The sequence below is a fragment of the Pseudomonas sp. NPDC089407 genome (assembly GCF_044900445.1).
GTDB lineage: Bacteria > Pseudomonadota > Gammaproteobacteria > Pseudomonadales > Pseudomonadaceae > Aquipseudomonas.
On record NZ_JBJDNB010000020.1, the window covers coordinates 40752 to 62214 of the forward strand.

The following is a 21463-nucleotide window of genomic DNA, read 5'->3' on the forward strand; positions in this document are numbered from 1 at the left end:
GCCCGGCGGGTTTGCAGCGGCCTCAGACAACGTGGATACCGTTCTGCACCCAGAGCTGGTGGCTTGGATCCTCCTGGGCCGTGTATTGGTTATAGTCGATGCCGTCGGCGGTTTGGTTCCCGACCAGGCTCCAGTTGTCCGTCATGTGAACCGAGTCGTTTTCATCCCCCTTGATGATCAATGTGTTGTTGCCGGTTTCGGTGATGGCCACCACGTCGGCCAGGTTCAGGGTAAGCGCCACCGAGCTGGTGTCGTTGAGGTCGATGATTTCGATGTCGTGTACACGACCGACCAGGTTGCCCAGGTCGATGCTGGCATCGCCGCCGCCCCATTGCAGGGTGTCGGTGCCGGTACCGCCGTCGACGCTGGCGAAGTTCTGGTCGACGACCACCAGGGTATCGTCGCCTGCGCCACCTTCCAGGGTGATGTGCCCGCCCGGGCTGCCCAGCAGGTGATCGTTGCCGTCGGTGCCGGCGATGAGTTCACTGCTGGCTGCCGCGGCAACGCTGGCCAATGCCACACCCTCGTCACTGCTGTCAGCCAGCAGGGCGGTGGTGGCGGTGAAACCGCTCGCACCGTCCAGGTTGATCGTCAGCGTCGCCGTGTCGGTGGTGCCGTTAGGGTGGGTCAGCTCATAAGTGAAGGTTTCGTGCTGGCCGACCACGGCTGAGCTGAGCCCTGTGTTGAGGGTGTAGCTGTAGCTACCATCGGCGCGCACCAGCAGCGTTCCGTAGGCACCCTCCACATACACCCCGTTGTAGCCAGGGATGGTGTAGGTGTTGGCCGCAGTCAGCACGCTGAGCACCGTCAGCGCCGAGCCCAGGTTGTCGGCACCCCCGGTATCGGTCAGCAAGTTGCCGGTAACCGGTGTATAGCTGCCTACCACGAACTCGTTGAGGTGCGTGGCAGTGGCATTGATGGTGGTGGTGATCGAACTGGCCAGGCCGATACCACCGGCCGTGACCTTCACCTGGTAGGTGCCCGCGGTGCGGTCCTGGAAGGTGTAGCCGGCACCGCCGCCCAGCAGGCTGATCAGCGACCCGCCACCCACAGTCTGCACGCTTACATACTGCCCCGTGGCCGTGTTCAGCTTGAGCAGTTCGATAGTGGTGCCATTGAGCAGCCCCAGCAGGTTGGTGGAGTTGACCACCACTTGCAGGTCCGAGGTGGTGCCTGCAGCCACGTTCGTGGTGTAGGTGGCCGAGCGGCTACCGATCAGTGGCAGGGTAAGGGGTGAATAAGTGGTCGTGCTGCTGGTCTCCAGGTTCACCAGGCTGATGTTGGTGTTGTCAACGTCATTCACCGCATCCACGACGGTGGCAGGCGCTGCATAGTTGGTATTGCTCCAGATCTCGGTCGCCTGCGGGCTGTCGATGCGCACGTACAGGTTGGCGGCGTCGGATTTACCGTTCGGGTGCACCAGCTGATAGCTGAACACATCGACCTTGCCGACACTGCTCGGGCTGCCGTTAGGCGTATAGGTGTAGCTGCCGTCACCGCGGATCACCAGGGTGCCATACAGGCCCTGCACCGTGGTTGCACTGCCGGCTGCAACGTAGCTGCCGCCCTTGAGTACCTGCAGCACAGCTTCGCTGTCAGGCCCGCGGGCATCGGTCGTGCCATCGATGCCGACGTCGCTGATGACGTTGCCGGAAGTGGCCGTGCCGGTGCCGGTGAACTGCGTCAGGCTGGTGGTTTCAATCTCCAGCGTAGTGGTCACGGTCGTCAGCAGGCCGATACCGCCGCTGCCGACTGTGAGGCGGTACTCGCCTGCCAGCAAATCGCCGATATCCACGCGGACGCCTTGGCCCAGTGGCAACAGGACCAGGTCAAGCAGGCCTTGGCTGCTACCGGTTGCCAGCGTGACCCAGTTGCCAGCCAGGTCTTTCACTTGCAGGGTGAAGGTGGTGTTGTCGAGCAGGGCCAGGGCGCTGCTGGTGTTCAGGGTCAAGGTCGGGTCAACCGTGGTGCCGGCTGCAACGGTCCAGGTGTAGGTCTTGGTGAAGCCGGACAGCAAGGTGGTGAACGCGTCCTGATAAGTGCGCGTACTCACTACCGGAGCCAGGTTGACCACCGCCGTGGCCAGGTTGTCGCTGGCGGTGACCGGCGCGTTGGCGTCCACATCCGGCGCCGTCACGTTGACGTTGCCCGACACGTTGCCACGCGGGTCGGTAAGGGTTACCGACAGGACCTGGCCGTTGTCCTGCGCTGGGTTGAGCGCGACGGTGAAGCTGCCGTTGGGCTGCACGGTGGTGGTCTGCAGCACCGTACCGTTGGCGCTGCGTACGGTCACCGTGGCCCCCGGTTCGCCAGTACCTGCCAGGCTGGTTCCGTCGGCATTGAACTGCAGGCTACCGGCGACCGCTGGCGGGGTGAGGTCTGGCGCGGTCAGCGCGGTGCCGGTCGACACGTTGCCTGCGCCATCGGTGAGGGTCACGGTCAACGCCTGGTTGTCAATTTGCGCTGCGGCCAGGCTGACCACGAACAGGCCATTGGTGCCCACTGTCGCGGTACCCAGTACGGTGCCGGCACTGTTGCGCACTGTGACGGTACTGCCCACCTGGCCTGTGCCGGTAACCGACGTGCCGTTGGCATTGATGGCCGCTACCGGCGCTGCGGGCGGCGTGGTATCGGGCGCGCTCAGGCTGGTGCTGACCGAGAGGTTACCTGCCGCATCCGCCTGGCGTACGACCAGCAGTTGGCCATCGTTCTGCGGTGACGTCAGGGTAATGCTGAAGGTGCCATCGGCTTGCACCTGTGCGGTGCCGACCTGGCCGTTCGGGCCTTGCACCGTGACCGTTGCACCCGCTTCGCCATTACCGGTGAGCACAGTACCGGCGCCGTTGATGACCAGGTTGGTCGGGGCAGCGGGCGGCTGTACGTCGGTGGCGGTGAAGCTGGTGCGCCCGGACACATTGCCGGCAGCGTCAGCCTGGGTCACCCCCAGCACCTGGCCGTTAAGCTGCGCGGCATTGAGGTTGATGCTGAAGTTGCCGGCACCGTTGACCACGCCAGTGCCGAGTACGGCATTGCTGGCGTCGCGCACGGTTACCGTCGCGCCTGCTTCACCGGTACCGGTCAAAATCAACCCGTTGGTCGACAGCGCAGTGACCAGCGGATCGTTCGGCGCTGTGATGTCGGCCGCTGTGACGAAGGTGGGCTGGGATTCCCCGCCTATCAGTGCCACGGCTGTCACGGTCAGTTGCTGCCCGTTCAGTTGCGCACTGGTCAGTTGCAGGCTGAAGGTGCCGTTGAGGGTGGCGCCACCGGTGGCGATAAGGTTGCCCGCGGCATCGTAGACGCGGATACCCGTGCCCGACGGTGCGTTACCGGACAAGGTCAGGCCGTTCTCGGCCAGTACCACGTTGCTTGGCGGAACCGGAGGCGCTGCCAGCGGCGTGACATAGGTCACGCTTGCCGAAGTGTTTGCCGCCGCGTCGGTCTGTGTGACGCTCAAGGTTGCCAGTGAGCCCGCAGCCGGTTGCGTGGTGATCTGGAAGGTACCTGCCTCGCTGACTTCGCCGGTTCCGATCACCGTGTTGTTCTTGGTGATGGTGACGGTTGCCCCCGGTTCACCTCGGCCGGTGATGATGGTGAAGGTATTGTCGATCGCCAGGTCTTCGACAGGGTCAGGGCGCAGGGTGTCCTCGGTTTGCAGTGTTGCCGGCACGGAAGCATTGCCCGCGTCGTCGGTAGAGACCACGGTAAGCAGCTGACCGTTGTTTTGCGCAGGGTCCAGCGTGACCGAGAATTCGCCGTTGGCCGGGACTTCGATGGTGCCGACTTCGGCGCCGTCCGGGCCACGCACGCTGATGGTCGAGCCTGCTTCGGCGGTACCGGTCAGTACCAGGCCATCGGCATCGAGCAGCAGGTTACCCGGCTGCACTGGAGGCGTCAGGTCTGGTGCGGTCAGCTGGAATGCTGGCGACGGATTGCCGGTGGCGTCCTGGGCAATGAGGGTGAGCACCTCGCCGTTGATCTGGGCGTTGGCGAGGTCTACCACGAAGGTCCCGTCAGGGTCTGCCACGACTTCGCCGACCAGGTCGCCATTGCTGTTGATCACGGTAACCCGGGTACCCGCTTCTGCGGTACCGATGAGCTGCGTGCCGCTCTCGTTGATGGTGGCGACCACCGCTTCAGGCGGTGTGCTGTCCACTGCGTTGACAGTGCTGATCGGCGATACGTTGTCGCTGCTGTCGGTCAGCGTCACCTGCAGTTGCTGGCCGTTGAGCTGCGCTGCGTCCAAGGCAACGGTGAACACACCATCCGGCCCCACTTGGCTGGTGCCAATCAACTGGGTGCCGACGTAGACCCGTACCGTGGTACCCGCTTCACCGAGGCCGCCGAGCAAATTGCCGTCGGCGTTGAGCCGCAGCTCGGTAGCCGCCACAGGCGGGGTGAGGTCCGGCGCCTGGACGGTAACAGGTTCGCTGAGGTTGCCGGGTGGGTCGGCCTGTTGTACCGACAGCACCTCGTTGTTGATTTGCGCAGGCGAAAGCTCGATGCGGAAGCTGCCGTCGGCCAGTACATTGCCAGTACCCAGCACCACGCCGGCAGCATTGCTGACCGTCACGGTAGCGCCTGCCTCGCCTTGGCCGATCACCACACTGCCGTCGGCGTTGATGGTGACCAGGGTGAGTGGCGCGGGTGGTGTGAAGTCCGGTGTCACCAAGGTTGCCACTGGCGACACGTTGCCAGCCTCGTCAGCCTGCACCAGGGTAAGCACTTCGGCATTGCTCAGCGCCGGTTCGAGGGTAACGGTGAAGTGACCGCTGGCATCGACCACGGCCACACCCAGCTCATCGCCATCGGCGTTGGTTACCGTGACCAGGGCGCCGGCCTCGCCGCGGCCGGTCAGGGTTACGCCATCGCTGGAAACGGCCAGCTCGGTGAGGGCGACCGGTGGCGTGGTATCCGGCGCGGTAATGGCGCTGCCGTCGGACTGGTTGCCCGCTGCATCGCTGAGCAGCACGATGACTTGCTGTCCATTCGCCTGCGGTGCGTCAAGGGTGACCTGGAAGGTGCCGTCGCCGCGCACCGTCCCGCTGCCCAGCACGCTGCCATCGGTGGCCAGCACGCGGACCGTGGCGCCCGGTTCGCCGGTGCCATCGAGCAAGCTCCCCCCGCCGCTGAACGCCAGGTTGTCAGCGGCGGCGGGTGCAACGCGGTCAGGCGCGGTGATGCCCACGCTATTGGACTCGTTGCCGGCAGCATCCGCCTGGCTGGCGCTCAGTTGTTCGCCGTTGAGCTGGGCGGCGGCGAGATCGACGCTGAAGTTGCCGCTGGCATCTACCAGCGCGGTACCCAGGTCGACGCCCCCTTCACCGATGACCGTAACCGTAGCCCCGGCCTCACCGCGGCCGGTAAGCACCAGGCCATCGCCGGACAGCACCAGGTTGGTCAGCGGTTGCGGTGCGGTGGTGTCGGGTGCCTGCAAGGTAGCCGGCATCGAAACGGCGCCGTCCGAGCCGGTAGCGCTTACCAGCAACACCTCACCGTTGGCCTGGGCATTGCCCAGGTTGACGGTGAAGGTGCCGTCGCTAGCAACCGGGGTACTGCCAAGCAGCGTACCATCGGGGCCGTAGACATTGACCGTGGTGCCGCTCGCGGCAGTACCGCTGACCGACAGGCCATCGTCGGCCAGCGCCAGGTTGCCCGGCGTTGCCGGTGCCAGTACACCCGGCGCCGTTACTTGCTGTTCTGCCGAGACGTTCTGCGCGGCGTCAGCCTGAACCACGCTCAGGGTGTCGCCGGTAGCTGCTGCAGGCGACAAGGTCACGCTGAAGCGGCCGTCCGCACCGACCACGGCGGTACCCAGCGCTGTGCCGTCGGCGGCGCGTACGGTGACGGTAGCACCCGCCTCGCCGTTGCCCATCAGGCTCGCGCCGTCCGGAGCAACCGCCAGGTTGAGCACGGCTGCAGGCGGCGTGGTATCGGCTGCGGTGTAAGGTGCGGCAACCGACACGTTGCCGGCGGCGTCGGTCGCTGTTACCTGCAGCACCTGGCCGTTGGTCTGCGCAGCGTTCAAGGTGACCTGGAAAGTGCCGTTGCTGGCAGCTGTTGCCGTGCCCAGCAGCGTACCTGCGGCATCACGCACGATGACCGTACTTCCCGCTTCGGCATTCCCGGTCAACTGCAGCCCGGTAGTGGCAAGCGACAGATCACTTGGCGCGGCCGGCGGGGTAAAGTCCGGTGCGATGACTGCAACCGCGACCGAGGTGTTGTTGCCAGCATCCGTCTGGGTCACGCTCAGGCGCTGAGCGTTGAGCTGCGGGTTGTCCAGGGCCAGGGTGAAGCTGCCATTGGCGGCCACCAGGCCGGTGCCGATTATTGTCCCATCCGGGCCACGAACGGTTACCGTGGCGCCGGCTTCGCCGAGGCCGGTCAGGGTCAGGCCGTTGTTGTTCAGCACCACATTGCTCAGCGCGGTGGGCGCGGTCAGGTCCGGTGTAATGACGTTGACCGCCGTGGAGGTATTGCCGGCGGCGTCGACCTGCGTCACGCCGATCGCCTGGCCGTTGGCCTGCGGGGTATCGAAGACCACGGTGAAGCGCCCGTCAGCGCCTACGGTGGCGCTGCCCAGCACGGCGCCGGATGCATTGCGTACCTGGACAGTTGCCCCAGGCTCGCCACCACCCGACAGCTGCCGACCGTCCTGGCTCAGCAGCGGGTTGCTCACGGCGGCCGGTGGTGTACGGTCTGGCGTGATCACGTCAGTTGGTCCGGACACATTGCCTGCCGCATCGCTGAGGGTCACCTGCAGCGCGCTGCCATTGGTCTGGGCGCTCGGCAAGGTTATCTGGAACTGCCCGCTCTGGTTCACCGTGCCGGTGGCCAGCACGGTGCCGCCGGCATCGCGAACGGTCACGGTGGCACCCGCTTCACCTTGGCCGCTGAGCACCGTGGCCGCGTTGTTCAGGCTCAGGTTAGTGGCTGCCAGTGGCGCTTGCAGGTCTGGCGCCGGCAACGTGGCGGCGAGCGACACGTTACCGGCTGCATCGGCCTGGGTGACGATGAGATTCTGGCCATTGGCCACGGCGGGCGAGAAGTTGACGGTGAACAGGCCGTTGCTGCCGACCGTGGCGCTGCCCAGGACATTGCCCAAGGTGTCTGTGACGCTGACGGTGGCACCAACCTCGCCTTGGCCGATAAGCGTACCGCCTGTGCTGTCGATGGTGACGCCGGTGGGCGCATCCGGTGCCGTGGTGTCGTTGGCCACGACCGTGGCCGGTACCGACGGCTGGCCGTCGACAGTGGCCCGTGCACTGACCTGCAGCGTTTGCGCATTGAGCTGAGCGTTCTGGAAGAACACGCGGAAGATACCGTCACTGCCTACAGTTGCGGTGCCCAGCGTGGTGCCGCCAGAGGTGACGGTAATCAGCGTACCGACCGTGCCCTGGCCGGTCAGCAGGAAGCCGTCGGCACTGATGGCGAGCGCCGAAGGCGTAGCCACCTCGGTGCCGTCCGGGCCCGTCAATGGCACACCGGTAGACTCATTGCCCGCCGGGTCGATCACCACCACGGTGACGGTTTCACCCGCAGCCAAGGGTGGGCTGGCCGGTACTACGAACGTGCCGTCCGGCCCAGTGGTTTCAGTGCCTCTATCGCTGCCGTCCGGGTTACGGATGACCACCGTACTGCCGGGTTCGGCGCTGCCGCCGACGGTGCCGCCGTCCGGGCTGACTACCACGCCGGTTGCCGGCTCCGGCTCGGTGCTGTCCGGCGCGGTGACGCTGATCGGCGCCGAGCTGTTGCCGGCCGGGTCGGTCACCACTACCGTCACGGTTTCGCCATTGAGCTGCTCGTTAGGCAGCGTCACGGTGAAACTGCCATCGGCCTCGACGGGCACGGTGACTTCAGCCCCGGTGCCGTCGCGTACAGTGACCGTTTCTGCGCCCGGTGCGTTACCGGTCACGGTGGTGCCGTCTTCGCTGACGGCCACCTCGGTGGGGAGTGCCGGTGGCGTGATATCGGGTGCAGTGACCTGCGCAGGCGGTGACTCGTTGCCCGCCGCGTCGATCAGCACCACATCCAGTGCCTGGCCGTCCAGCTGTGCAGGCGCCAGCGGCACGGTGAAGTTGCCACCGGCCGGTACCACTACGCTGCCTAGCACGTCACCATTTGCACTGCGCACTTCGACGGTGGAACCCGGCTCGCCGGCACCCTGGATGGCATTGCCGCCCGGTGTGATGGTGAGGCCTGCTGCAGTGGCCGGGGGCGTGGTGTCATCGGCGGTGAAGGCCGCTGACGGCGAGGCATTACCTTCACCGTCGATCAGCACCACAGACAGCACTTCGCCGTTGGTCTGGGCAGGGAACAGCGGCACTTCGAAGGTGCCGTCCGCCTCTACCAAAATGCTGCCGAGCAGTTCGCCGGCACCGTTGCGCACTTCAACCGTAGTGCCAGCCTCGCCTTGGCCAGTCAGCAGTGTACCGGTGGCGTCCAGGCCAATACCTTGCGCTGCCAGCGGCGCTTCCAGATCCGGAGCAGTCACTGTGTCAGGCAGTGAGGTGTTGCCGGTGACATCTGCCTGAACCACGGACAGGGTCTGGCCATTGAGTTGTGGTGGGTCGATCGCCACGCTGAAGGTGCCGTCGGCCTGCACGGTGGCCGTACCCAGCACGGCTCCGCCAGTAGCGCTGACAGTCACCTGCGCACCTGGCTCGCCGGTACCGCTTAGCGCTGTGCCGTCGGCAGACAGCGTGAGGCCACCTGGCGTGGCCGGCGCATCGTTGTCGGGTGCCGCCAGGTCCACGGCCTCGGACACGTTGCCGGCCGGGTCGCGCTGTTCGATGGTCAAAGCCTGGCCATTGGTCTGCGCCGGGGCGAGCGTGATCTCGAACGCCCCCTCCGGGCCGACCACGACACTTCCCAGCACGCCGCCGTCCGGGCCGCGCACGGTAACGGTTGCGCCCGGTTCGCCGCTGCCGGTCACCGTGGTACCGTCGGCATCAATGGCAGGGGTACCCACCACCTGCGGTGGTGTGCTGTCAGGTGCGGTGAAATCGACAGGCCCGGCACTGTTGCCCAGGTTGTCGGTGGCCTCTACGGTCAGGTTCTCGCCATTGCGCTGCGGTGCGTTGAGCGTGACGTCGAAGCGCCCGTCAGCGCCGACCGTGGCGGTGCCCAACACATTGCCATCGGCATCGCGCACGGTAACGATAGAGCCGCTTTGGCCTTGGCCGGTGAGATGGATGCCCGCCGTGTCGATGGCAAGGGCAGAAGGTTGCAGCGGGCCGTCCAGGTCAGGTGCGGTAACCGTAGCAGTCGAACTGTTGCCCGCGGCATCACGCAACACTACATCCAGGATCTGGCCATTGGTTTGTGGCGGCGAGAGCTGCACGCTGATCACGCCGTCGGCGCCAATCTGCGTATTCCCCAGTACATTGCCCTGCAGATCGGTGACCTGCACGATAGCCCCCGGCTCGCCGCGGCCAGTCAGCACAGTGCCGTCACTGTTGAGCAGCAGTTCGGTCGCTTCGTTGGGTGCTGTGATATCCGGAGCGGTTACCTGGGCAGGCAACGAGCTGTTGCCGTCGGTGTCGATGGCGACCACGTCAAGCGTTTCACCGTTGGCCTGGACGGGCGTCAAGCCGATGTCGAAGCTGCCGTCCGGTCCCACCTGCGCGCTGCCCACAACAGTACCTTGGGCGTCACGTACCTCGACTAGCGTGCCGGCTGGCGCCGTACCGCTGATTGACGAACCGTCTGCTGCCACCACCACTTCAGTCGGGCTGTCTGGCAGAGGGGCGTCGGACACCACCACGCTGACCCCCGTCGAGCTGTTGCCGGCGGCGTCGGTCTGCACCAGCACGATGTCCTCGCCTGCGATGAGCGGCGCGTCGAGGTCCACCACGAATGTGCCGTTTGGCGCCACGGTACCCGTCCCGATCACGGCGCCGTTGCCGTCGCGTACCTCCACGGTAGCACCGGCCTCGCCGCGCCCGGACACGGCCACGCTGCCCGCCGCAGCCACCACGTCGGTGATGATTTCCGGGTCGGTGATGTCAGGTGCCGCGTAGCTCAGTGGCACCGATGTGTTGCCCGCCGCATCGGTGACGGTGAGCGACAGCGTCTCGCCGTTTGCCTGAGGCGGGTCGAGAACGATCGCGAAGGTACCGTCTGGCTCGACAAGCGTGCTGCCAATCAGGTTGCCCGAAGCATCGCGTACTTCAACCCTCGCGCCTGCTTCGGCGTTGCCGGTCAGGCTGTCGCCATCGGTAAGCACCAGGCCTGTAGGTTGCAGCGGCGCTATCTGGTCCGGCGCGGTCAGCGGGCTTGGCGTGGACACGTTGCCGGCGGCATCGGTCAGGGTCACCTGCAGCGATGAGCCGTCTACCACCGGGGTCGGCAGCGTGACGTTGAAGCTGCCGTCCGGCTGCACAGTGCCGCTGACCAATACATCGCCCTGGTCGTTGCGCACTTCCACAGTCGCGCCCACTTCGCCGCGGCCCGAGACAGTACGCCCGTCGTTGCTGATCACCAGTTCGCTGGCTGGCTCCGGTGGCGTGGTATCCCCACCGTTGTCGACGATCGGTGCGGTGATGCTGCCGGCCTGCGAGGCATTGCCGGCCTCATCGGTGGCGGTGACTTGCAGCTGTTCGCCCGCCACTTGCGGTGGGGTGAGGGTGATTTCGAAGGCACCGCTGGCGCCCACCACCACTTCGCCCAGCACGGTAGTGCCATCGGCCGCCAGCACACGCACGGTGCTGCCCGCTTCGGCACGGCCGCTGACCACGGTGCCGTCGGCCGCGATGGTCAGTTCGCTTGGCGCCACAGGTGCAGTGATGTCCGGCGCGGTGACTTGTACTGGCAGCGACGAGGCGCCGTTGCCGTCGATGGCGACCACGTCCAACAGTTCGCCATTGGCCTGGGCCGGGTCGAGCACCACGGTGAAGGTGCCTTCGGCACCGACCACGATGCTGCCGACCAGCGTACCGTTGGCATCATGCACTTCCACGCGGCTGCCGGCCGGGGCCGAGCCGCTGATGCTGGCGCCATCTTCGGCCACCACCAGGCCGCTCGGGCTGGTTGGCGTGACCACCAGTGGCACGTCGTAGGTCAGGGCCTCGGAGGCATTGCCGCTTGGGTCGGTCTGTACCAGGCTCACGCGCTCGCCTGGCAACGCGGCCGGGTCGAGGTCAAGCAGGAAGGTGCCGTTTTCGGTCACCGTGCCGCTGCCGATCAGCGTGCCGTTGGCGTCACGCACTTCGACGGTGGTACCGGCTTCGCCGCGGCCGCTCAGGGTCAGGCCATCGGCGCCGACCACGATATTGCTGACCACGGCAGGCGGGGTGATGTCCGGGGCCTCGAACTCCAGTGGGGTGGAGACGTTGCCAGCGGTATCGACCAGGCGGATGTCGAGTACTTCGCCGTTGGCCTGGGCCGGCGACAGGGTAACGCTGAAGCTGCCTTCTTCGTTGACCACGCCGGTGCCGATCACGGTGCCCGCAGCATCGCGTACCTGCACGGTGGCACCCGGCTCGCCGCTACCGGTCAGGGTAACGCCGTCGGCCAGGTCCAGGCCGGTCGGCTGGGTGGGCGCCTGCAGGTCCGGGGTAACCACCGATGCGGGTTCAGAGATGTTGCCGGCGGCATCGGTCAGCACCACTTGCAAGGTGCTGCCGTCCTTGACTGCCGGCTCGAGGGTGACCTGGAAGGTGCCGTCCGGGTTGACCGTGCCGTTGGCCAGCACGTTGCCCTGGGCGTCGCGCACCTGCACGCTGGCACCGGCTTCGCCGCGGCCGCTGAGCTGGGCGCCGGCCAGGCCGACGACCAGGTTGCTGGCGGCGTCCGGTGGCGTGGTGTCGCCACCGTCGATGTCCGGTGCGGTGATGCTGCCAACGGTAGAAGCGTTGCCGGCGGTGTCGGTGGCGGTGACTTGCAGTACCTCACCGTTCACCTGCGCCGGCTCGAGGGTGATGCTGAAGCTGCCGGTAGCGCCAACCACCACGCTGCCGAGCACGGTGGTGCCATCGGCGGCCAGCACGCGTACGGTACTGCCGACTTCGGCGCGGCCGGTGACCACGCTGCCATCGGCATTGATCACCAGCTCGCTCGGGGCAACCGGTGGGGTGATGTCCGGTGCAGTGATTTGTACCGGCAGCGACGACGCGCCGCTGCCATTGATGGCCACCACCTCCAGCTGTTCGCCGTTGGCCTGGGCCGGGTTGAGGATGACGGTGAAGGTGCCTTCGGCGCCTACCACCACGCTGCCCACCAGCGTGCCGTTGGCATCGTGGACTTCCACACGGCTGCCGACCGGGGCGGTACCGGTGATGTTGGCACCGTCTGGCGCCACTACCAGGTCGCTTGGGCTGGCCGGGGTGGCAGTGATCGGGACTTCATATTGCAGCGCCTCAGAGGCATTGCCGCTCGGGTCGGTCTGCACCAGGCTCAACTGAGCCCCCGGTTGTGCGGCAGGGTCGAGGTCGATCAGGAAGCTACCGTTGGCCGCGACCACGCCGGTGCCGATTACGTCGCCGTTGGCATCACGTACTTCTACGGTTGCACCGGCTTCGCCACGGCCACTCAGGGCCAGGCCATCGGCGCCGACCACGATATTGCTGACCAGGGTTGGCGGCGTGGTGTCGGGCGCGGTGAACTCCAGCGGCGTCGAGCTGTTGCCGGCGGCGTCCACCACGCGGATGTCCAGCGCTTCACCGTTGGCCTGGGCCGGGAACAGGGTGACGCTGAAGGTGCCGTCCGGGTTGACCAGGCTGGTGCCGATCACGGTGCCAGTGGCATCGCGAACCTGCACGGTGGCGCCAGGTTCGCCGCGGCCGGTGAAGGTGACGCCATCGACCAGGGCCAGTTCGGTCGGTTGTGCCGGGGCCTGCAGGTCTGGCGTATTGACCGAGCCAGGTTGCGAAACGTTGCCGGCGGCATCGGTCAGGGTCACTTGCAGGGCGCTGCCATCGGTGATGGCCGGGCTCAAGGTGAGGGTGAAGGTGCCATCCGGGTTGACCGAACCATCGGCAATCACATTGCCTGCGCCGTCACGTACCTGGACAGTGGCACCTGCCTCGCCACGACCGCTCAGCTGGCTGCCGGCAGCATTGATTAGCAGGCCGGTCGGGGCTTCCGGTGGCGTGGTATCGCCGCCGTCGATGTCCGGTGCGGTGACGTTGCCGGCTGTGGAAGCATTGCCGGCGGCATCGGTGGCGGTGACTTGCAACACCTCGCCGTTCACTTGTGGCGGGTCGAGCGTGATGCTGAAGCTGCCGGTGGCACCCACCACCACGCTGCCGAGCACGGTGGTGCCGTCGGCGGCCAGCACGCGTACGGTGCTGCCCGCTTCGGCGCGGCCGGTGACCACGCTGCCGTCACCATTGATGACCAGCTCGCTTGGGGCGACCGGTGGGGTGATGTCCGGCGCGGTCACTTGTACTGGCAGCGACGAGGCGCCGTTGCCGTCGATGGCCACCACATCCAGCAGTTCGCCATTGGCCTGGGCCGGGTCGAGGGTGACGGTGAAGCTGCCATCGGCACCTGCGACGACACTGCCAACCAATGCGCCATTGGCGTCACGCACTTCCACGCGGGTACCAGCAGGCGCGGTGCCGCTGATGCTGCTGCCGTCTTCGGCAACCACCAGGTCGCTCGGGCTGGCCGGGGCAGTGGTGACTGGTACTTCGAACTGCAGTGCTTCGGAGGCATTGCCGCTCGGGTCGGTCTGCACCAGGCTCAGTTGCTCGCCAGGCTGCACGGCTGGGTCGAGGTCGATGAGGAAGGTGCCGTTGGCTGCGACCACACCACTGCCGATCACGGTGCCATTGGCATCGCGTACTTCAACGGTGGCGCCGGCTTCACCGCGACCACTCAGGACCAGGCCGTCGCCGCCGACCACGATGTTGCTGACGGCGGTCGGTGGGGTGATGTCCGGGGCGGTGAATTCCAGTGGCGTCGAGCTGTTGCCAGCGGCATCCACCAGGCGCACATCCAGCGCCTCGCCATTGGCCTGGGCAGGCGACAGGGACAGGCTGAACAGCCCGTCGGCACCGACGATGGTGGTACCGATCACGGCACCGGCGGCATCGCGTACCTGTACGGTGGCACCCGGTTCGCCGCGGCCGTTGAAGGTGACGCCATTGAGCAGCACCAGCTCGGTAGGCTGCGCAGGCGCTTGCAGGTCTGGCGAGGTGACCGAGCCAGGCTGCGAAACGTTGCCGGCGGCATCGGTCAGAGTGACTTGCAGGGCAGTGCCGTCGTTCACGGCCGGGTCCAGGGTGATGGCGAAGCTGCCGTCTGCACCCACGGTGCCGGTGGCCAGCACATTGCCCGCCGCATCACGCACTTCTACGTTGGCGCCAGGCTCGCCGCGCCCGCTCAGTTGGCCGCCGGCCAGGCCAATGACCAGGTCGGTAGGCGCTGTTGGCGGTGTGGTATCGACACCGTCGAGGTCTGGCGCAGTGACCGCACTGGTCGGTGAGGTATTGCCAGCGGCATCGGTGGCGGTGGCTTGCAGTACTTCACCGTCGATCTGTGCTGGGTTGAGGTCGATGCTGAACGCGCCGGTCGGGCCGACCACGACAGTGCCCAGTTCGCTGCCGTCGGCGGCGACGATGCGCACGGTGCTGCCGGGCTCGGCGCGGCCGGTGATGACGCTGCCGTCCGCGCTGACCGCCAGCTCGCTAGGCGCGACCGGGGCGGTGATGTCGGGCGCGGTGATCTGCGACGGGGTAGAGGAAACACCATCGGCATCGATAGCCACTACGTTCAGCAGCTCACCGTTGGCTTGGGCAGGGTTGAGTTCGATGCTGAAGCTGCCGTCGGCGTTGGCGGTGGCACTGCCGATCAATGCGCCGCTGGCATCGTGAACTTCCACGCGGCTGCCGGCTGGTGCAGTACCGGTGAGGGTCGTGCCATCGGCATCGATGGTCAGCCCGCTCGGGCTGACGGGGGCGGTAGTCAGCGGCACATCGTATTCGATGGCCACCGACGCGTTGCCGCTTGGGTCCACCTGCAACAGCGTCAGCTGGTCGCCGGGCTGTGCGGCCGGGTCGAGGTTGATCACGAAGGTGCCGTTGGCGGTGACTGCGCCACGGCCCAACAAGTTGCCATCGGCATCGCGCACCTCCACAGAGGCACCGGCTTCGCCTTGGCCACTCAGGGTTGTGCCGCCCGCACCGACCAGAATGTCGCTAACGGCATCTGGCGGGGTAATGTCCGGGGCGTTGAATTGCAGCGGTGCGGAGCTGTTGCCGGCGGCATCCACCAGGCGTACGTCCAGCGCTTCGCCGTTGGCCTGCGCCGGGGCGAGGGTGATGCTGAACAGGCCATCGGCACCGACCAGGCCGCTGCCGAGAACGGTGCCGGCGGCGTTGCGCACCTGCACGGTGGCGCCCGGTTCGCCGCGACCGCTGAAGGTCACGCCGTCGGCCAGGGCCAGTTCGCTGGGTTGGGCAGGGGGCAGCAAGTCTGGCGAAGCGACCGAACCTGGCTGCGAAACGTTGCCGGCGGCGTCGGTGAGGGTGACTTGCAGGGTACTGCCGTCTTTCACGGCAGGGTCCAGGGTGACGGCGAAGGTGCCATCTGCACCGACGGTACCGCTGGCGATGATGTTGCCGGCAGCGTCGCGCACCTGCACGGTGCTGCCGACTTCGCCGCGGCCGCTGAGTTGGCTGCCGGCCAGGCCGATGAGCAGATCGGTCGGGGCTTCTGGTGGCGTGGTATCGCCGCCGTCGATGTCCGGCGCGGTGACCGAACTGGCCACCGAGGTATTGCCTGCGGCATCGGTGGCCGTGGCTTGCAGCACTTCGCCATCCACTTGTGCCGGGTTGAGGTCGATGCTGAACGCGCCGGTCGCACCGACCACGGCGCTGCCCAGCTCGGTGCCGTCCGCAGCGAGGATGCGCACCGTGCTGCCCGGCTCGGCGCGGCCGGTGACCACAGTGCCGTCAGCGCTGACGGCCAATTCGGTGGGGGCAGCAGGTGCGGTGATATCAGGTGCAGTGATCTGGGCAGGCAGCGAGGAAACACCGCCGTCATCGATGGCCACCACGTCCAGCAGCTCGCCGTTGGCCTGGGCAGGGTTCAGCTCGATGCTGAAGCTGCCGTCGGCATTGGCGATGGCGCTGCCGATCAGGGTGCCGTTGGCATCGTGCACTTCCACGCGGCTGCCTGCCGGTGCGCTACCGGTCAGGGTGGTGCCGTCGGCATCGATGAGCAGGTTGCTTGGGCTGTCCGGGGCCGTGGTCAGCGGAACGTCGTACTCCAGGGCGACCGAGGCATTGCCGCTCGGGTCGGTCTGCACCAGGCTCAGTGGGTCGCCAGGTTCAGCCGCCGGATCCAGGTCGATCAGGAAGGTACCGTTGGCACCGACCACGCCGGTGCCGATCACGTTGCCATCGGCGTCACGCACTTCAACGGTCGCACCCGGTTCCCCACGGCCGCTCAGGGCCAGGCCACCGGCGCCGACGACGATGTTGCTCACGGCGTCAGGCGGGGTGATGTCTGGTGCGTCGAATTGCAGCGGTGCCGAGGTGTTGCCGGCAGCGTCGACCAGGCGCACGTCCAGCGCTTCGCCATTGGCCTGGGCAGGGGTGAGCGTCAGGCTGAAGGTGCCGTCTTCATTCACCACGCCCGTGCCGATGACCGTGCCGGCGGCATCACGTACCTGCACGGTAGCGCCCGGTTCGCCGCGACCGGTGAAGGTCACGCCGTCTGCCAGGGCCAGTTCGGTTGGTTGTTCAGGTGGCAGCAAGTCTGGCGAAGCGACCGAACCTGGCTGCGAAACGTTGCCGGCGGCGTCGGTGAGGGTGACTTGCAAGGCACTGCCGTCGTTCACGGGCGGGTCGAGGTTGATGGCAAAGCTGCCATCTGCCGCAACGGTGCCGGTGGCCAGTACGTTACCGGCGGCATCGCGTACCTGCACGGTCGTGCCTGGCTCGCCACGGCCGCTCAGCTGCTGGCCGGCCAGGCCGATGACCAGGTCGGTCGGGGCTGCGGGTGGCGTGGTATCAACACCGTCGATGTCCGGTGCGGTCACCACGCTGGTGGGCGATGTGTTGCCCGCGGCATCGGTTGCCGCGGCTTGCAGCACCTCACCGTCGACTTGCGGTGGGGCGAGGGCGATGCTGAATACGCCGGTCGGGCCAACCACGGCGCTGCCCAGTTCGGTGCCATCGGCCGCGACGATGCGCACGGTGCTGCCGGGTTCGGCACGGCCGGTGATGACGCTGCCGTCAGCGCTGACCGCCAGCTCGCTTGGTGCGGCAGGCGCGGTGATATCCGGCGCGTTGATTTGTGCCGGCAGCGAAGAGACGCCGCCGTCATCGATGGCGACCACGTCCAGTAGTTCGCCGTTGGCCTGAGGTGGGTTCAGTTCGATGCTGAAACTGCCGTCGGTATTGGCAATGGCACTGCCGATCAGGACACCGTTGGTGTCATGGACTTCTACGCGGCTGCCGGCTGGTGCAGTACCGGTGAGGGTGGTGCCGTCGGCATCGATGGCCAGGTTGCTCGGGCTGTCGGGCGCGGTGGTCAATGGGATGTCGTACTCGACGGCCACGGACGCGTTGCCGCTTGGGTCGGTCTGGACCAGGCTCAACTGGTCGCCAGGTTGAGCAGCCGGGTCGAGGTCGATGAGGAAGGTGCCGTTGGCACCGACTACGCCAGTCCCGATCACAGTGCCATCGGCGTCAAGCACTTCGACAGTGGCACCCGGTTCGCCACGGCCACTCAGGGCCAGGCCACCCGCGCCGACGACGATGTTGCTCACGGCGTCTGGCGGGGTGATGTCCGGCGCATCGAATTGCAGCGGTGCCGAGGTATTGCCGGCAGCGTCGACCAGACGCACGTCCAGCGCTTCGCCATTGGCTTGGGCAGGGGACAGGGTGAGGCTGAACAGCCCGTCGGCGCCGACAATGCCGGTGCCGATCAGGGTGCCGGCGGCATCACGTACCTGCACGGTAGCGCCCGGTTCGCCGCGACCGGTGAAGGTCACGCCATCGGCCAAGGCCAGTTCGGTGGGCTGGGCTGGCGGCAGCAGATCGGTTGAGGCGACCGAGCCAGGCTCAGACACGTTGCCAGCGACATCGGTGAGGGTAACTTCCAGGGTGCTGCCGTCTTTTACGGCAGGGTCCAGGGTGACAGCAAAGGTGCCATCGGCGCCGACGGTGCCAGTTGCCAGGATGTTGCCTGCGGCGTCACGCACTTGCACCGTGGTACCGGCTTCACCGCGGCCGCTCAGTTGACTGCCGGCCAGGCCGATCACCAGATCAACAGGGGCATCGGGTGGCGTGGTATCACCACCATCGATATCCGGTGCGGTGACCGAGCTGGCGGTAGAGGTATTGCCGGCGGCATCGGACGCAGTGGCTTGCAGTACCTCGCCGTCTACTTGAGGCGGATTGAGGGTAATGCTGAATACGCCGGTGGCGCCGACAACGGCAGTGCCCAGTTCGGTGCCATCAGCGCCGATGATACGCACGGTGCTGCCAGGTTCGGCACGGCCGGTCAGCACAGTACCGTCAGCGCTGACGGCCAGTTCGGTTGGCGCGGCAGGGGCGGTGATGTCCGGAGCGGTGATCTGGGCAGGCAGCGAGGAAACGCCGCCGTCATCGATGGCGACCACGTCCAGCAGTTCGCCGTTGGCCTGGGCAGGGTTAAGTTCGATGCTGAAGCTGCCATCGGCGTTGGCGATAGCGCTGCCGATCAGGGTGCCGTTGGCATCGTGGACTTCCACGCGGCTGCCGGCCGGTGCAGTACCGGTGAGGGTGGTGCCATCAGCGTCGATTAGCAGGTTGCTCGGGCTGTCGGGTACTGTGGTCAGCGGTACGTCGTATTCAAAGGCTGCCGAAGCGTTGCCGCTTGGATCGGTCTGCACCAGGCTCAGTTGGTCACCTGGTTGTGCGGCCGGGTCGAGGTCGATCAGGAAGGTGCCATTGGCACCGACCACGCCAGTACCGATCACATTGCCATCGGCATCACGTACTTCGACGGTGGCACCGGGCTCGCCGCGGCCGCTCAGGGCCAGGCCACCGGCACCGACGACTATGTTGCTCACGGCGTCTGGCGGGGTGATGTCTGGTGCATCGAACTGCAGTGGTGTCGAGGTATTGCCGGCCGCATCGACTTGGCGCACATCCAACGCTTCGCCGTTGGCTTGGGCAGGGGACAAGGTCAGGCTGAAGCTGCCGTCTTCATTGACCACGCCAGAACCGATCAGGTTACCGGCAGCGTCACGTACCTGCACGGTGGCGCCAGGTTCGCCGCGACCGGTGAAGGTCACGCCGTCTGCCAGGGCCAGTTCGGTTGGTTGTTCAGGTGGCAGCAAGTCGGCCGAAGTCACCGAGCCTGGCTGCGATACGTTGCCAGCGGCATCCGTAAGGGTTACTTGCAGGATGCTGCCGTCTTTCACGGCTGGGTCGAGGGTTACAGCGAAGGTGCCATCGGCGCCGACGGTGCCGGTTGCCAGGATATTGCCTGCGGCGTCGCGCACTTGCACCGTGGTACCGGCCTCACCGCGGCCACTGAGCTGGCTGCCGGCCAGACCGATCACTAGATCAACAGGGGCATCGGGTGGCGTGGTATCACCACCATCGATATCCGGTGCGGTGACCGAGCTGGCGGTAGAGGTGTTGCCAGCGGCATCGGATGCAGTGGCTTGCACTACCTCGCCGTCCACTTGGGGCGGATCGAGGGTAATGCTGAAGACACCGGTGGCACCCACTACCGCAGTGCCAAGCTCAGTACCGTCGGCACCAACGATGCGCACGGTGCTGCCAGGTTCGGCACGGCCGGTCAGCACAGTACCGTCAGCGCTGACGGCCAGTTCGGTCGGTGCGGCAGGGGCGGTGATGTCCGGAGCGGTGATCTGAGCAGGTAGCGAAGATACGCCGCCGTCATCGATGGCGACCACGTCCAGCAGTTCGCCGTTGGCCTGCGCAGGGTTCAGTTCGATGCTGAAGCTGCCGTCGGCATTGGCAATACCGCTACCGATCAGGGTGCCGTTGGCGTCATGCACTTCCACGCGGCTGCCGGCTGGCGCAGTACCGGTGAGGGTAGTGCCGTCGGCATCGATGGCGAGGTTACTCGGGCTGTCCAGGGTGCCGGTCAGCGGTACATCGTATTCGGTCGCCGGCGAAACGTTCCCGCTCGGGTCGGTTTGCACCAGGCTCAGGTGCTCGCCCGACTGCACGGCAGGGTCAAGGTTGACCAGGAAGGTGCCATTGGCACTCACCACGCCAGTGCCGATCACGTTGCCGTTGGCATCGCGCACTTCGACGGTGGCACCCGGTTCGCCACGACCGCTCAGCGCTGCCCCCCCTGGGCCGACCAGAATATTGGTAACGGCATCGGGCGGGGTGATGTCCGGGGCTGTGAATTCCAGCGGGATCGAGCTGTTGCCGGCGGCATCCACCTGGCGGATATCCAGGTGCTCACCATTGGCCTGGGCCGGGGCCAGGGTGAGGCTGAAGCTGCCGTCGGCGTTGACCACGCCGCTGCCAATCAGGTTGCCGGCAGCATCGCGCACCTGCACGGTAGCGCCCGGTTCGCCGCGACCGGAGAGGGTTACACCGTTGGCCAAGGCCAGGTCGGTCGGTTGCTCAGGGGCGGTGGTGTCGGGGGTGTCGATGTCCGGTGCGGTGACAGTGCCAGGCGCCGAGACATTGCCGGCGCCATCGGTCAGGGTGACTTCAAGTTGCTCGCCGTTGGCCTGCGGCGGGTTCAGCGCCACGTCGAAGCTGCCATCGGCCGCCACGGTGCCGCTGCCGATGATGTTGCCGGCGGCGTCACGGATATTTACCGTGGTGCCTGCTTCGCCACGGCCGGTCAGGCGCAGGCCATCTGGTGACACCAGCAGGTCGATCGGTGTGGCCGGTGCGGTGGTGTCCGGGTCCGCGCCACCACTGCTGCCACCGCCTCCGCCGCCGTCCGCCGCCGCCGCTGCACCGCCGATACCGAGCAGGCTGAGCCCGGCAATTGCCCAGGTTGGCATGGCGCTACCGGCGGTACCGATACCGGCAACCAGCTCGTCCAGCGAGGCCACGTCCTCAAAAGTGAAACCGGTGAACGCCGCTGCATCGTACTGGGCGTGCCACAGAGTGCCGTCTTCGCCGACGAAGACGATGTCGCTGCCGACCCCGGCCTGGTCCACGGCAAAGAAATTGCCAATGGTGACTTTTTCCCCAGACTTCAGGGTGACGATCAAGTCTTGCCCACGCTGGGTGACCGTGGCGATCTGGTCGGGGGCTACCGGCATCTGTACGACGCCTGGGCCTTTCAGGTTGATGTTGCCCCAGGCGCTCTGAGTGGCGACTTCGGTTTGCTTATCGGCGACGACGATGTTTTCCATGGATGCTCCCTGCTGGTATCCAGAATCCCCGCCCGAACAGTTCGGGCCACAACCGCCGTAACAGAGCCCTTGCAGGGGTGTTTCGCGCAGCCTCGACCAGGCAGTCGAGAATTGGGTGGTTAGGGAGATATAGCAGCCAGACGGAAAGCAACCAGATGGCTT

At 66.5% G+C, this 21463-nt stretch carries 1 protein-coding gene; it reads right to left on the bottom strand.

Annotated features, from left to right (window positions below):
• Positions 1-22 precede the first annotated feature (22 nt).
• Complete coding sequence (locus tag ACI2KG_RS16650; protein ID WP_404662604.1) at positions 23-21301, bottom strand: BapA/Bap/LapF family large adhesin; 21279 nt, start codon at positions 21299-21301, stop codon at positions 23-25.
• Positions 21302-21463: the final 162 nt, after the last annotated feature.